The sequence below is a fragment of the Enterococcus sp. C102(2024) genome (genome assembly GCF_040888205.1).
GTDB classification, from domain to species: domain Bacteria; phylum Bacillota; class Bacilli; order Lactobacillales; family Enterococcaceae; genus Enterococcus; species Enterococcus faecalis.
In genome coordinates this window covers 841,409-855,743 of sequence record NZ_JBFOHH010000001.1, presented here as the reverse complement: position 1 = coordinate 855,743, position 14,335 = coordinate 841,409, and the positions used below count along the sequence as shown (strand labels likewise).

Here is a 14,335-nt window from a genome sequence, read left to right as displayed (position 1 = left end):
TGCAATGATAGAATCAGGTTCCTGTGATTAAATAACATAAAAAATGGGCCCCTTATATAAAGAAAAATAACAAAAGAAATTTTGAATATTGACGTTTTTTTTAGGTACGTTATGATAAACGAGAGGTGATTTTATGTTAAAAACGCAAATTGTTGATTATTTACGCAATCAAACAGCTTTTTTTGAACCATCTTTAGTCAGTGAAATTTTCACAGCAAGCAATATTGCAACGACATTTTCTATCAAACGAAATACAGCTAGTCACTATTTAAATCAGTTAAACGAAGAAGGAATTCTAGTTAAGATCAATACACGACCAGTTTACTTTTTTCATAAAGAAGCGTTTCAACAACAAAACTATCTTTTAAAAAGAACTGTTTATCAAAGTTTCCAAGAAATGATCGATGAACAGCCTGTTTTTGATCGCAAAAGTGATTTTTTTCAGTCGGTCATTGGTTATCGCGGTAGTTTAGCTCAGACCATCGAACAATTAAAAATGGCAGCGCTTTATCCTGGCGGTGGCTTGCCTGTCTTAATTACAGGTGAAAGTGGTACGGGTAAAAGTTTTTTAGCATCCTTATATTATCAGTTTTGTCTTTCAAAAGAACTACTTGACGATTCAGCACCTTTTGTGACAGTTAATTGTGCGCAATATGCCAACAATCCAGAGCTTTTAACTAGTCAATTATTTGGGCATCTTAAAGGCGCTTTTACGGGAGCAGATTCCGATAAAATTGGGGCCTTTCAAAGTGCAGAAGGGGGCGTTTTATTTTTAGATGAAGTTCATCGTTTGAGTCCTGAAGGGCAGGAAAAATTGTTTACATTTTTAGATCAGGGTATTATTTATCGAATGGGTGAAACCAATCGGCCCATTCCTGTTACGTGTCGGTTGTGCTTTGCCACAACTGAAGAAATTTCTAGCACCTTTTTAACGACATTTTTAAGACGAATTCCTATTCAAATTAAAATCCCAAGTCTTGCTGAACGCACTCAAGCGGAAAGAAAACAATTAATTATGCGAGCATTTTATGAGGAACAGCAAGCTATTCAAAAAGCAGTTACTATCACGCCACAAGTTATCCAACTTTTAGAAAACCACCATTATGTAGGCAATGTAGGTGAATTAAGAAATAATATAAAAATTATTACTGCACGCAGCTTTGCCGCCAATCTTGATAAATGTGTTATTCCAATCACTTTGCACGATCTACCGAAAGAATTTCTGGATCAATCAATCAAACTAGCTCCTGATGAAAATGAATTGCCTATTCGTTTAGATGAGCAAACAAATCTGGTTAGTTTGTTAGAGGAAACAGAGCTTGCGCAAAGAAGAATTATCCAGAGTTATGAACGAATCCTTCGTCTTTATGTCTCTCACCATCATCATCTTTCCACTGCTAATAACGATATCTCGAAAGAAATTGAACGCTTATTCGATGATTTATTATTTGAAAAGAAGCGAGAGAAAAATCACGAAATGCTATTGTTTATTACGCAAAATATCCGTCAATTATTGGAAACGATTGAATCGTCTTATCAAATTCGGTTTAATGGCAGTTTAGTCTATGCATTAAGCACCTATCTGTTTCAACGAAGATGCATTGATTGGTTTCCAGAACAAGAACCTACAACAGTCATTGACGAACTTTTAACAGAAGTTCAAACCAAATTAGCAACTAGTTATGGCTACGCTGAACAACTGTTAACTTTAGTGAAACGTTCATTAGATATTGAACTATCCCAGATGGATCGAATTATTGTCACCATTTATCTTCACTATTCGGGTTCAGTAAAGGAAAGTCACTATCCGAAAGCGGTGATTGTTGCCCACGGATATGCCACAGCAAGTAGTATTGCGAATGTTGCAAATCGGCTGTTAAATGTGCCAATTTTTCAATCGTTTGACATGCCGTTAGATGTTACTCCCAAAAAAATTTCCGAACACTTAATTCACTATATGGAACGTCAAGAAACGAGGAATGGTTTAGTAATTCTTTTTGATATGGGTTCATTGAAAGAAATTTATCAGTATTTTCCGGCAGAAGAAGAAGGTCCTTTTTTATTAATGAATAATGTGACAACAAGCTTGGCTCTGTCTATAGGAGAAGCCATTAAAGACGAAGTTTCTTTTGAAGAATTGCCCCAAAAAGCGTTAACGGTTCATCCAAATGAATGGGAAATCATATTACCTGAAAATAAAACGGAACGTGTCATTTTAACAACGTGTAGTACCGGAATTGGCACAGCCGTTAAAATTAGAGATTTACTTGAAAAAAGTTTACCTGCAGAAGCACAATTAAAGATTATTCCTTGTGAATATAATCAATTACGTAATGCAGAATCGATCAAAGAAAGTTTTCCAGAATATGAGATTGTCGGCATCATCGGTACAAACAACCCATCTTCAAATGACCTCCCGTATATCTCTTTAGAAGAGTTGATTGCAGGAAAAGGAATTACGACCCTTTTAGAATGGACAAAGAGAGAATTAACTAAAGATATGCTGTCCTATGTAAATCATGAGTTGATTCGTAACTTTTCATTAGACCGGGTCATTCAATCAGTGACGATTTTAGATACAGAAAAAATTATTCGACAAGTAGAAGTCTTTTTAATTCAATTAGAAGAGCGGTGGCAACAAACGATTCAAAATGATCGTAAATTGGCGGTATATGTCCATGTCAGTTGTTTAATTGAACGATTAATCCGGAATGAACCTATTGAAAATTATAATGGCGCCGAACAATTAAAGCAGTGTCAAAGAACGGTCTTGCAAGAGTTAAAAGAGGCGTTTAGTGTCATTGAAAAAGTTTATAGTGTCAATATACCTGAATCGGAGCTTTTTTATGTCTATGATGTGTTGTTTGGAAAAACGGAGTTTAACAACGCAGAAAACGATTTTTAAAATAAAAAGGAGGGAGTGCCACTTTTTTGGCACTCTTTTTGCTATATAAAGAAGTAAGTGAGGTGAAGAAAATGGAACGTAAAATTATTCTGGCAACACATGGTAATTTCGCTGCAGGGATTCAGACATCATTAGCTTTAATTTGTGGTGAAACAAAGAATGTGGAATGTCTTTGCGCTTATATGGAACAACCTTATGATTTAGCCAAGACGGTCAAAGACATTTTAAAGAACAATCAACAAAATGAATTAATTGTGATTACAGACCTATTTGGCGGAAGCGTGAATAACGAATTCTTTAATTATGTGGGGAAACAAGCAATGCATTTAATTTCAGGATTAAATTTAGCAACATTAATTGAAATATATACCCAAATAAATACTGTTGATTCATTAGTTGATTTAGTAAAACGTGCCGTTGAAAACGGACAAGAAAGTCTTTGTTATTGTAATGAGTTATCTAGTAAAGAAATTTTAGAAGAAGAATTTTAGGAGGAAATGAAATGATTAAATTGTTAAGAGTCGATCATCGCTTGTTACATGGTCAAGTGGCTTTTTCATGGACCCAAGGCTTAGGAGCCGATTGTATTTTAATCGCAAATGATGACGTACCTAAAAATGATATTCGAAAAACAACCATTAAGCTAGCTAAACCAGCAGGAGTAAAACTGGTCATTAAAACGATTGAAGATGCGATTGCTGCACTAAAAAGTGGTGTTACAGAAAAATACAAACTTTTTATTGTAGTTGAAAGTGTGGAAGATGCTTATCGATTGGCTACTGCTTATCCAGAAATAAAAGAAATTAACTTAGGGGGGATGAAAGTAAGGGAAAATACTCGAAACATTTCTAAAGCAATTAATATCACACCGGATGAAGAAAAAATGGTTAAAGAATTGGTCGCAAATGGTTGTGAAGTTGAAATTCGACAAGTCCCAAATGACAAAAAAGTAGCAGCATTAAATGTTTTATAGAAAGGAGAAATACAAATGATAGGACAAGCGATTCTTTTAGGTTGCATCGCTTTTATTGCACAGTCGGAATATGCTTTAGGAACCTCGTTGCTTTCAAGACCAATTGTAACCGGTTTATTTGTCGGAATTGTATTAGGTGATGTCAAAACGGGCGTAATCATGGGCGCGACCTTAGAGTTAGCTTTCATCGGTTCTTTTTCAGTGGGCGCATCAATCCCACCTGATGTAGTGACTGGTGGGATTCTTGGTACAGCGTTTGCTATTACTGCTGGCGCAGGAACAGAAACAGCCTTAGTATTAGGCTTGCCAATCGCAACGTTAACGTTGATTCTTAAAAATATTTATTTGGGTTTGCTCATCCCAATCATGAGTCAAAAAGCTGATCAGTATGCTGAAGAAGGAGCATATAAAGGGGTGGAGCGCATGCATTTACTTGCAGGCTTTGGCTTATCGTTCATGCTAGCGCTCATTGTAACTATTTCATTTGCCGTGGGCAGCAACACCATTAAAGGCTTACTTGATCTGATCCCTGAATTTATTCAACATGGGTTGTCTGTTGCAACGGGGATTATTCCAGCATTAGGATTTGCGATGCTTGCACGCTTACTGATTAACAAACAAGTGGCGCCATATTTCTTTTTAGGCTTTGTCTTAATGGCTTACTTTAAGTTACCTGTAACAGGAGTAGCAATTTTGGGTGCCATTACAGCAGTAATTGTTGTGAATATCATGAATTATGCCAAAGGAAAGAATGAAACAATACAAACAACGAGTGGGGAGGTAATTGATGATGACGAAGACTTCTAAAACTAAGACAGAAAACTTAATTACAAAAAAAGAACTTAATCAAGTCTTTTGGCGTTCATTTCAAATGGAATTTTCATGGAATTATGAACGTCAGATGAATATGGCTTATGTCTATGCCATGATCCCTATTTTAAAGAAATTATATCCTCAAAAAGAAGAGATGGCGGCAGCTTTAAAACGGCATCTTGCTTTCTTTAATACTACGCCGCATATTGTGACGTTTATTTTAGGAATTAATGCTGCAATGGAAGAAGAAAATGTTCTGGACGAAAATTTTGAAGTTGGAACAATCGATAGTATTAAAACCTCGTTAATGGGACCTTTAGCTGGTTTAGGTGATTCCTTTTTCTGGGGAACCTTACGCTTGATTGCAACAGGTGTTGGAACTTCGTTAGCTTTACAAGGGAATGTGTTAGGGCCAATTCTATTTTTACTCATTTTTAACGTCCCCCATGTGATTGTTCGTTATTTACTGAATCGTTGGGGCTATAAATTAGGAACTGGTTTTCTCAAAAAAATTCAAGCAAATGGCATGATGGAAAGTCTCACATTAGGTGCTTCAATAATTGGCTTGATGGTGGTAGGTGCTATGACCGCCTCCATGATTGATTTAACTATCCCGATTACAATCAGCGGAAGTGGCAAAAATGCAGTCACGGTTCAAAGTATCTTTGACGATATCATGCCTAAATTATTACCGCTTGCATCTTTTGGTTTTGTTTTTTATTTATTGAAAAAAGAAGTAAAACCTTTAGCGATTTTAGGTGGCATGGCAATTGTCGGAATTCTTGGCTCATTAATTGGTCTATTTTAGGAGGCAAAATATGAAAACGATGCTGGATTATATAAATGAGGAGCAAGCAGCTCTAACTCAGATTCTTAACCAATTTCAATTAACTGATACAGACGTTTCAAAGGTCACGCACTGTCTAATTTTAGCAACTGGCTCGTCACATAACGCTTGTCAGGCGGCTAAAGTTTACCTTGAAGAAGTGGCGCCTATTTATGTGGAAATCCAAGAGCCGTTCAATTTTGCTCATTATGGCAAAGTGGATGATCGGTTTGATCTGGTCGTAGCGGTTTCGCAAAGTGGTAAAAGTGCTTCAACAATTGATGCCATTGCAAAAATTAAAAACCAAACGTCTGTAAAAACAGTGGCCTTGACAAGTGATGTCACCAGCCCAATTACGGAGGTTGTGGATGAAGTCCTGGATTTAAAAATAGGGCTTGAAACAGTTGGTTTTGTCACAAAAGGGTATACGGCAACACTTTTAAATTTATTTCTATTTGGTTTGAAACTGGGCTATCAAAAGCATCAATTAACAAAAGTAGAGGTTGAAGAAGAATTAGCAAAACTTACCAAAGCAATTCAGGAAATCGATTCGGTGATTTATAAAACCGAACAATTTTGGCAAAAAACGAAAAAAGAATTAACAGAGGGGACACGATTTATCGCAATTGGTTATGGGCCCAATATTGGTACGGCGAAAGAGTTTGAGACGAAGTTTACAGAAACAGTTCGCTTACCTTCCCAAGGATTTGAAGTCGAAGCCTATATGCATGGGCCTTATCTTGAAGCGGATACTACACATCTTTTGTTTTTTATTGAAAATCAAAGTCCTATTCAAGCACGTAGCCAAGCCTTGAAAAATTATCTAGCCAGTTATGTTGGCCAATGTTACACAATTACAACGCGTTCAACGAGAGCATCAAATACGTTAGATTTAGCAAGTGATGTCGAAGAAAAAATTAGTCCTTTATTGTTAGTTATTCCATTTCAATACTTGGCGTATCAAGTAGCTACAAGTAAAGGAATTGATTTATCTCAACGGATTTTTGATGATTTTGATTGTGTCCTAAAAAGTAAAATAGCAAAGAAAGAGGGAAATCAGCCATGTTAAAATTTAATGAAGAACAACAAATCAAAGACATACGAGGTGCCTTAGCCTTGCGTTCAGATGTTGAAAAAGTTGTTGATCAAGTTTGGACGAAAGGATTTGATGCGGTTTATTATTTAGGAATCGGCGGTACTTATGCTTCAGCCATGCAAGCAGTTACTTATGCGAATGGAAAAAGTAATTTACCAATCTATGTTCAACATGCTGCTGAGTATTACACAACAGGCAATAAACGTTTAACAGAAAAATCATTCGTCATCTTGTCTTCCGTTACTGGGACAACACAAGAAGTGGTGCAAGCCGTTCAAGAAATCAAAAAGGTCGGCGCAACGCTATTTGGTTTTATTGATGCAAAAGATAGTCTTTTAGCAGATTTATGTGATTATGTGGTGACTTATCCAGCTCCAGGAACTGAGCAAATCAAGTTCTTTATGGTAGCTGATCGTTTAATGCAAAAAAACAACGAATTTACAGATTACGAAAATTATTACCAAGAATTGGAAGAATATTTGCCTACAGGTTTAGCTGAAGCCGAAAAAAGTGCCGATGCGTTTGGCTTAGCTTTTGCGGAAAAACATCGTCATGATAGCATTCACTATTTTATTGGCGCAGGGAACCAATGGGGAGCGGTTTATTCTTATGCAATGTGCTATTGGGAAGAGCAAAGTTGGCTTCGTTCAAAATCAATTCATGCAGCAGAGTTCTTACATGGAACGCTAGAAATTGTAGATGAAACTACGCCAGTAACGTTGTTTATTGGAGAAGACGAGCAGCGACCGTTGGCAGAACGAGTAGCAAAATTATTGCCTAAAATCTGTGCCAATTATACAATTATTGATTCGAAAGCGTATGAACTTCCAGGAATTAGTGAAAAATATCGTGGCCGAGTTGTTTCATTTCTCCTAATGCATGCGGTAACGCAACGCATTGATGCGCATGTAGAAAAATTAAATTGTCACCCATTAGAGATTCGTCGTTATTATCGTCAATTTGATTACTAAGACAAAATAGCCTCTTTTTCCAGCAAGCCTGTGGTAGACTGAAGAGAGAATACTTCAGAAAGTAGGAAAACCAATGACAAAACCGAAAATCTATACAATGACCTTTGCCAGTGTTTACCCGCTATACATCCAAAAAGCAGAACGTAAAAATCGAACGCAAGCGGAGGTTGACGAAATTATTTACTGGTTAACTGGTTATGATGAAAAAGGCTTGCAACAACAATTGGCTCAAAAAGTAACGATGGAAACATTTTTTGAAGAAGCACCCAATTTTAATGAAAACGCCCAATTGATCAAAGGCGTAATTTGTGGCTATCGCGTGGAAGAAATTGAAGATCCTTTAATGCAAAAAATCCGTTATCTAGATAAATTAATCGACGAATTGGCCAAGGGAAAAGCGATGGAAAAAATTTTAAGAACATGAAGAGGTCGGGACAGAAGTGTTTAACTCCGAGAAATAAGAAGGAATTTCCGAAAATTGTTCTTTAATTTTTGGAGAATTTTGGCTTATTTCCGAAGGAGTTGCTTCTGTTCTCGCCGTTTATCAGTTTTTGAGCGTGGGACAAAAATTCAAAGTGATTTTTGTCCCACGCTCTTCATGTTTTCTTGTACACGGAATTTAACTATTTCCTGTATTAATGAAAGAGGTAACTCTTGCGTGTAGGGAAATTGAATGGCACCTTTCGAGGTTTTAAAAGGGCGTAATTCTTTGCTGAAACGTTGGATGGCTGATGGCGTAGGATAGAAACCTAAATGTTGCTTAGCCGCCGCAAAATGCACTAAATTGCCATTTAAATAAAAGGTCGGCATTCCATAAGCGATTTTTTCAGTAGTCTCCTGAGGAACAACCGCTAAAATTGCTTGGTAGATTTCTGTTAACTGTGTTTGATGTTGGGGTTGCTGGCGAATATAGTTTGCAATGATGGTCATATAAAAACACCTCCGTTTGTTTCAGTATACTATGTAAAAAATAAAAGGCGAAGAGGATACAAAAAAACCGTCTAGTATTTTTTCTTTACTAAACGGCTTTTAGCTTAAATAACTACCTAAAGGGTCTTGCATGGAAATGTTTGTCACTCCTTAGTTTAATTGTTTTAAGTGTGCAATTGCTTCTTCAATTGTGTGACCAGTTGCTGTTTTACTTTCATTTTTTGCATCAAAAACAATGAAAATATTTTTATCTGTGTCTAATTGAATACGGTATTGAATGTTTTTTACTTTGTAAGTCATAGTTATTCTCCTTTCATAAAGTACTCTAAAAAGGCGACGATAACTGATAACGAAATTCCATTGTTACTATACCACTGGAAAATTATTTTTGCAACAAATAACATTTTTTCTTTACCATTCCTTAGACTTCTTTGCTAGCTACTTCTTTACATTCTTTTTCAAGAAGCATAAAATAAATACATTACTAGTTTTTGAATAGGAGATCGATGTGAAAAAGAGAGTTGAAAAATTTAGACGATGGCCCTACCGCTACCTTTTGTATGGAATCGGATTCATCTTATTAATTATTTTTAGTAATTTATATTTGCAATGGTGTCAGAATAACTTGTCTGTTGATTTAGCCTTCAAGTTTACTTTTTCGTGGCATACGGAAAAGTTTTTCTTAGGTTGTTTTGTGCTAAGCGTTTTTTTACTTTTTTTATGTAGTTTGGCAGGTTCATTAGGAGTTGGCGCTCTTTTATATAGTGTCATAATAGGTGTTTTAGGATTTGCGGACTATCAAAAGATGTTTTATCGTGTCGAACCTATTTATCCAGACGACTTAAAAATGATCACAGAAGTTAGTTTATTAAAAGAAATGGTTGGTTTATGGCCGTTTATTTTTGTGGTAGCGTTAGGTTGTGTAGCACTTTTTTTCTTAGGAAAAGCCTTTTATAAAAGTTTCTTTTTATCGAAGAAAAAACAAACGATTCGTGTGTTAAGTCTTGTTCTTTCGATTGGTCTATTTTCATATATTGGTGATTTTAACAATCCGCAAAATTTGTTACGTAAAGCCTATAATAAAACCGCGTTATGGATTCCTTACAGCCAAAAAATGAATTACTACAATACAGGATTTATTGGTGGTTTTCTATATAATTTAAAAGTAGAGGCTATGGACCAACCAAAGGGTTATTCAAAAGAAGCTATTTCAGAAATTACTCAGAAGTATCAAAAGTTGGCCGAGACGAAAACAGTGCCGAGCAATGAGCAACCAAATATTGTGTTTGTCATGAGTGAAAGTTTTTCAAATCCAGATCATCTGAAAGGCTTGTCCATTATTGGTAATCCTTTAGCTGATTATCAGCAAATCGCTGATAAAACTTACAGTGGCCAGATGCTTTCACAAAACTATGGGGGCGGAACTGCGAATATTGAATTTGAAGCCTTAACAAGTTTTTCGATGGAATTAATGAATGCTCAAATGACTACACCTTATACGATGATGATTCCTAAGATGACGGAATTGCCTTCCATTGTTTCATTACTTAAGGAACAAAAGTACCAAACAACGGCTATTCATCCGTACAATACATCTATGTATAAACGAAAAGATGTGTATAAAATTTTAGGTTTTGATCAATTTATCAATGAAAAAACAATGAACTATACGGATAAACTAGAAAATAATCCTTACATTTCAGATCAAGCAGCGTATCAGGAAGTGACGACACTGCTTAAAGAAAAAGAGCAACCGCAATTCATTCATTTAGTTACTATGCAAACACATATGCCCTATGAAAATAAATACACAACGTCCAATTATTTTTCTCAAGGAAACGGCAATCAAGTCGCGCTCAATAATTACTTGCAAGATATTGCCTACAGTAGCGAAGCTTTGAAAAATTTCCTACAAGAAATCGAAAAAATGCCCAAACGCACATTAGTCGTTTTTTGGGGAGATCACTTACCAAGTATTTATGATGAAAACATTCAAGCGTTGAATGAAGGAGCAGCCCTTCACCAGACAGAATTTCTAATGTATGATACGGCGAACCAGTTAACAGAAAAAAATCAGCATCAAGCAACTATTAGTCCATTTTATTTTGCTCCCTCACTTTTCCAACAAAGCGGCTTACCGCAATCGGGATTTTACGCTATGCTAAATGAGGTACAAGAACAATTGCCTGCTTTTGAAAAGGGAAATTACTATCTCGGTGGGAAATGGAAAAAAACAGTAGAAATGAATAAAAAGCAAGAACAACTATATGAGGAATACCGACTGATTCAATATGACATTGTTTCAGGGAAGCAATATAGTTTAGAAAATCAATTTTTTAGCTAAGAAAAACACACGAAACATTCGTGTGTTTTTTGATTTTTATTTTAAAGTTTTACGATAAACAATGACATAATAGCTGAAAGCTAACAGACAAGCAAAACTTAAAAAGTAAAGCGGTAAGACCCAAATGGTGCCATTGTGAAAGTAACTAATTAAATAGGTAAAGAAACTAACAAACAAGTAATAGACAAAACTAAAAATTCCACTGGCAGTACCAATTACAGATTCATAGCCTTTTAAGGCCATGCTTAAGGCATTGGGCAAAGTAATATTAATCCCTAAGAAAAAGAGAAAAATAAACAAAATAAGACCAATGATTGTTTCAAATTGTGTCATTATTAATAAACAGCAAGCCGCAAAGATACTTAGCAGCAAACCAGCAAAGGCAATTTTTTCCGCTGACCAATATCCCAGCAACCAATTGATAAGAACCGCAGCAAGAATACTAGACACAGCTAAAACTAAACCAAGAAAGCCATATTGGACACTGCTAAAGCCAAAGTGATTGATGAAAATAAACGGAGCTTCTGCATAGTAGCTAAACAATAAACCATTAATGCCCCCAATCAATAAGCCGTAGCACCAAACTTTCGAGTCGAAGGAAAGGCGTTTCGCCACGGACCAAAAAGGCGCTTTCGTTAAGGTATTTCCTAAGTGAAAGGTTTCTGGTAAACGATAAAAACTATAGAAAAGTAATAGAACAGCCATGACAATTAAGGTGCTAAAGACATGCTGATAGCCAAAATAGGTTTGAACAAGTCCGCCGACTAAGGGTCCGATGGCAGGAGATAGCGATAGGGCAGCGCTTGTTTGGGCAAAAATTTTCCCTCTTTGAAGATCGTTAAAGCTTTCCCGCATCATTGATTGGGTAATGACAGAACCAACGCTTGCACCAAATGCTTGAATTAAACGGAAGAATAACAGCCAAGGAAATGTCGGACTCAAAAAAAGGCCAATATTTCCAATTAAATAGCATAAAATTCCTAATAACATAGCTGGGCGACGTCCAATCGTATCGGATAAAATTCCCCAGAATAAAACGCCAACGGCAAAGGCAACAAAATAAATACTCATGGTTAATTGTGCCACGCTATCGTGAATGTTAAAAGCAGAACTAAGCGCTGGCAAAATGGGTGTGAAAATCGACTCGCTGATTTGTGGAAATCCCACAAGCAAAATAATAATTAGTAATGATGGGACGGTGTTTCGGGTGTTTTTCATGATTTTTCTCCTTAAAAGTTTAATCTAATCAAAAACACCCATTGTCTTTTACAACCGCCAAATTTAAAATAAGTAAAATAATGTCACCAACTTTCCTTGAAATTTTTTATTATACAAAGTCTAAATGAAGAAGCGCTTCTTCTTGACTAAATTCATAAGTGTAGCGACCGGATAAACCGGCAAGCTCACCTGATGCTTGAAATAATTCACCTGGGCAGTCTAAAAGACCCTGTGTAAACGTCCCTTTTTCGCAAGCAGTAAAGGTGCCTTTTTTTCCTAAATAAGTTCCTTCGAAATGGAGGAAACCGACCACTTGAGCCACAGCTTCAAGCCCATCAGCCATTGAAGAGCCTTGATAAGTCATTAAGTATTCCACAGAAGCTGTCCCAGATAAGGCGCCTGACAATTGATAAGTAGCGCTCGCTTGATTCACTGGGAAATTTTCATTAAGATTGTCAATCGGTTGTTCTTGCCAACTAGATACAGTAAATGATGCTTGCTCCATTGCTGTCCCTTCTTTCTTATTAATAAGAATAGGGTAGCGGGAAGCGCACTATTTGTCAACAATCCACCACTTTAACTCTTCATTTTTTGCACAAAAGAATGTAACGCTAAGCGGTTGATGTGATAAGCAGTTCCTTGTTTTTGAATAAAGCCGCGCTCTCGAAATTGTTTGAAGGTATAAATAAGATGGCGATAACTAACCCCTAAGTATTCGGCAATCTCAGTATGTTTTTCTTTATAAACATCTTCGTGATTAGCGGCAACCAATAGCAATTCCGCTAGCCGATAACTTAGTTCATAGGTCTGATTCGTTGTAAAGTGGTCCACCCGTTGGAGCATTTTTTTCCCTAGATAATGGCTGAGTTGCTGCATAAAAAGCACCTTGTTTTTTAAAACAGTTTCTGCGTAAGCTAAAGGAATAGCCAAACAACAGGTTTCACCTAAGGCGATAACGTCCTTGGTTATCGTTTCCGCTTGGACTAATGTTAAATCGCCAATTAAATCACCTGTCGTTAAAAACTGAACAATGGATTGGCGGCCATTGCGTTCTGTTTTTAAAATTTTCGCTTTTCCTTTGATTAAATAAAAAAGATAATTTAATGGCTCTGCTTGGTGATGAATGAATTCTTGATTTTCAAAATCGATAATAAAACTGTGTTTTAAATCAGTTTCATTAAAAAAAGGCGTATTTTTAGCTAATTCTTGTTTCGGTGATTGTTGGTAGGCTGTTTTAAGCATTTTTTCTCCTTATAATAGGAGATATCTCCTATTTGTTTCTTCCATTGTAGCACATAATAGACGTATCAAGAGTAGAGGAGTTTTTATAATGTGGAAGAAAAAAATTGTGCTATCGTTTCTTTTTTATTTAATTAGTGCATTGGGCATCAGTTTGACAATTCAAGCAGGCATTGGGGTTAGCAGTTTTAATGCGTTTAATGTGACCTTTGCAACACTTACTCATTTAAAAGTCGGGACGGTTACCACAGCTATCAATTTCGCTTTTTTAGGCACGTGTTGGTTGTTAGATCAGCAGCGTAAAATTCAGGACTATTTGATTATTTTGGTGGCGTTAATTGGCTTTGGTTTTGTCATTAATTTTTTCTTATATCAATTATTTGGTTCGCTTGTTTTTCAAAATTATTTGGTTAAAATTGTTCTATTTATTTTAGGGACAATCATAGCAGGAATCGGGACAGGACAGATAGTTGCGCTAGGTGTTTTGCAATTTCCCATTGAAAAATTTTGTACACTTATTTCTGAAAGAACGCGCTATAGTTTTCAGGTTTATCGTTATTTAGTTGATATTTTTTGTGTCAGTTTAGCACTAGGATTGTCCATTAGTTATCATTTGCCGATTTTTGTTCGTGAAGGAACCGTGATTAGTCTTTTCTTACTTTCTTGGGTTATTAGTTGGTCGCGAAAGCGGGGACAACAACGTATTTTACGAATACAAATCAAGAAACTGGAATCCGAATGAAAGGATTTCAGTTTTTTTCAAATGAGCAGAACTTTTATTTGAAAAAAAGAGTGGAAAACGGTATACTAATTAAGTAATTATTCATAACATTGGTTCTCCAATCAATGTTAAATAGTTTTTTCATGAGGGAGTAACTGACAGTATTTATGCTGTGACAACATCACCAACTCCGAAAGCAATTTCTGGTGTTGTCTTAAACGGTGAGACTTATGTATGTTCGACGAAGTAGCATACACAAGTCTATTTTTTTTCATTTATTTTTGATGAAATGTAAAATA

15 protein-coding genes are annotated in these 14,335 nt (G+C 36.0%); 10 read left to right on the top strand and 5 right to left on the bottom strand.

The annotated features are described in order from the left end of the window. The first annotated feature begins 133 nt into the window (after positions 1-133). From AB3I34_RS04160 to AB3I34_RS04125, 8 genes are all read left to right on the top strand, one after another. On the top strand, positions 134-2,905 hold the full coding sequence (locus tag AB3I34_RS04160; protein WP_010712593.1) for a sigma 54-interacting transcriptional regulator: 2,772 nt from the start codon (positions 134-136) through the stop codon (positions 2,903-2,905). 71 nt (positions 2,906-2,976) lie between these two features. Then, on the top strand, positions 2,977-3,396 hold the full coding sequence (locus tag AB3I34_RS04155) for a PTS sugar transporter subunit IIA (RefSeq protein ID WP_002389037.1): 420 nt from the start codon (positions 2,977-2,979) through the stop codon (positions 3,394-3,396). An 11-nt stretch (positions 3,397-3,407) separates the two neighbouring features. Further along, positions 3,408-3,878 carry a PTS sugar transporter subunit IIB gene (locus AB3I34_RS04150; protein ID WP_002357106.1) on the top strand — a complete coding sequence of 157 codons (471 nt, stop codon included), beginning with the start codon at positions 3,408-3,410 and terminating at the stop codon, positions 3,876-3,878. Between the two features lie 15 nt (positions 3,879-3,893). Then, a complete protein-coding gene (locus AB3I34_RS04145) occupies positions 3,894-4,685 on the top strand; it encodes a PTS mannose/fructose/sorbose/N-acetylgalactosamine transporter subunit IIC (protein WP_002357107.1) in 792 nt (263 codons plus the stop codon). Then, complete coding sequence (locus AB3I34_RS04140; RefSeq protein ID WP_002384383.1) at positions 4,666-5,499, top strand: PTS system mannose/fructose/sorbose family transporter subunit IID; 834 nt, start codon at positions 4,666-4,668, stop codon at positions 5,497-5,499. Before AB3I34_RS04145 ends, AB3I34_RS04140 begins: the two co-directional genes overlap by 20 nt. A gap of 10 nt (positions 5,500-5,509) precedes the next feature. Beyond that, positions 5,510-6,586, top strand: a complete 1,077-nt coding sequence (locus tag AB3I34_RS04135; protein WP_010712592.1) for an SIS domain-containing protein — start codon at positions 5,510-5,512, stop codon at positions 6,584-6,586. Continuing rightward, positions 6,580-7,584: an SIS domain-containing protein gene (locus tag AB3I34_RS04130; RefSeq protein ID WP_002369188.1), complete on the top strand. Its 1,005-nt coding sequence runs from the start codon at positions 6,580-6,582 to the stop codon at positions 7,582-7,584. The genes AB3I34_RS04135 and AB3I34_RS04130 overlap by 7 nt, the downstream gene beginning before the upstream one ends. Positions 7,585-7,657: 73 nt before the next feature. Then, a complete protein-coding gene (locus tag AB3I34_RS04125; protein ID WP_002360043.1) occupies positions 7,658-8,008 on the top strand; it encodes a DUF2200 domain-containing protein in 351 nt (116 codons plus the stop codon). A gap of 146 nt (positions 8,009-8,154) precedes the next feature. Here the strand turns inward: AB3I34_RS04125 and AB3I34_RS04120 are convergent, their stop codons facing one another. Together AB3I34_RS04120 and AB3I34_RS04115 are read right to left on the bottom strand one after the other, a co-directional pair. Further along, complete coding sequence (locus tag AB3I34_RS04120; protein WP_002364154.1) at positions 8,155-8,514, bottom strand: iron chaperone; 360 nt, start codon at positions 8,512-8,514, stop codon at positions 8,155-8,157. Positions 8,515-8,664: 150 nt separating this feature from the next. Further along, on the bottom strand, positions 8,665-8,814 hold the full coding sequence (locus AB3I34_RS04115; protein WP_002357118.1) for a hypothetical protein: 150 nt from the start codon (positions 8,812-8,814) through the stop codon (positions 8,665-8,667). Between the two features lie 208 nt (positions 8,815-9,022). Here AB3I34_RS04115 and AB3I34_RS04110 point away from each other — a divergent pair, with 208 nt between their 5' ends. Further along, complete coding sequence (locus AB3I34_RS04110; RefSeq protein WP_085444057.1) at positions 9,023-10,858, top strand: alkaline phosphatase family protein; 1,836 nt, start codon at positions 9,023-9,025, stop codon at positions 10,856-10,858. A gap of 36 nt (positions 10,859-10,894) precedes the next feature. On the opposite strand, the gene AB3I34_RS04105 is transcribed toward AB3I34_RS04110, so the two are convergent. The 3 genes from AB3I34_RS04105 to yeiL form a co-directional block, all read right to left on the bottom strand. Next, positions 10,895-12,076, bottom strand: coding sequence for a multidrug effflux MFS transporter (locus tag AB3I34_RS04105; protein WP_002365813.1), 1,182 nt, complete (start codon positions 12,074-12,076; stop codon positions 10,895-10,897). 109 nt (positions 12,077-12,185) lie between these two features. After that, a complete protein-coding gene (locus AB3I34_RS04100; RefSeq protein ID WP_002362038.1) occupies positions 12,186-12,581 on the bottom strand; it encodes a DUF3224 domain-containing protein in 396 nt (131 codons plus the stop codon). A 71-nt stretch (positions 12,582-12,652) separates the two neighbouring features. Then, positions 12,653-13,318, bottom strand: coding sequence for a transcriptional regulator YeiL (gene yeiL / locus AB3I34_RS04095; RefSeq protein ID WP_002360048.1), 666 nt, complete (start codon positions 13,316-13,318; stop codon positions 12,653-12,655). Positions 13,319-13,406: 88 nt separating this feature from the next. Here yeiL and AB3I34_RS04090 point away from each other — a divergent pair, with 88 nt between their 5' ends. Further along, positions 13,407-14,057, top strand: a complete 651-nt coding sequence (locus AB3I34_RS04090) for a YitT family protein (protein ID WP_010712589.1) — start codon at positions 13,407-13,409, stop codon at positions 14,055-14,057. Positions 14,058-14,335 lie beyond the last annotated feature (278 nt).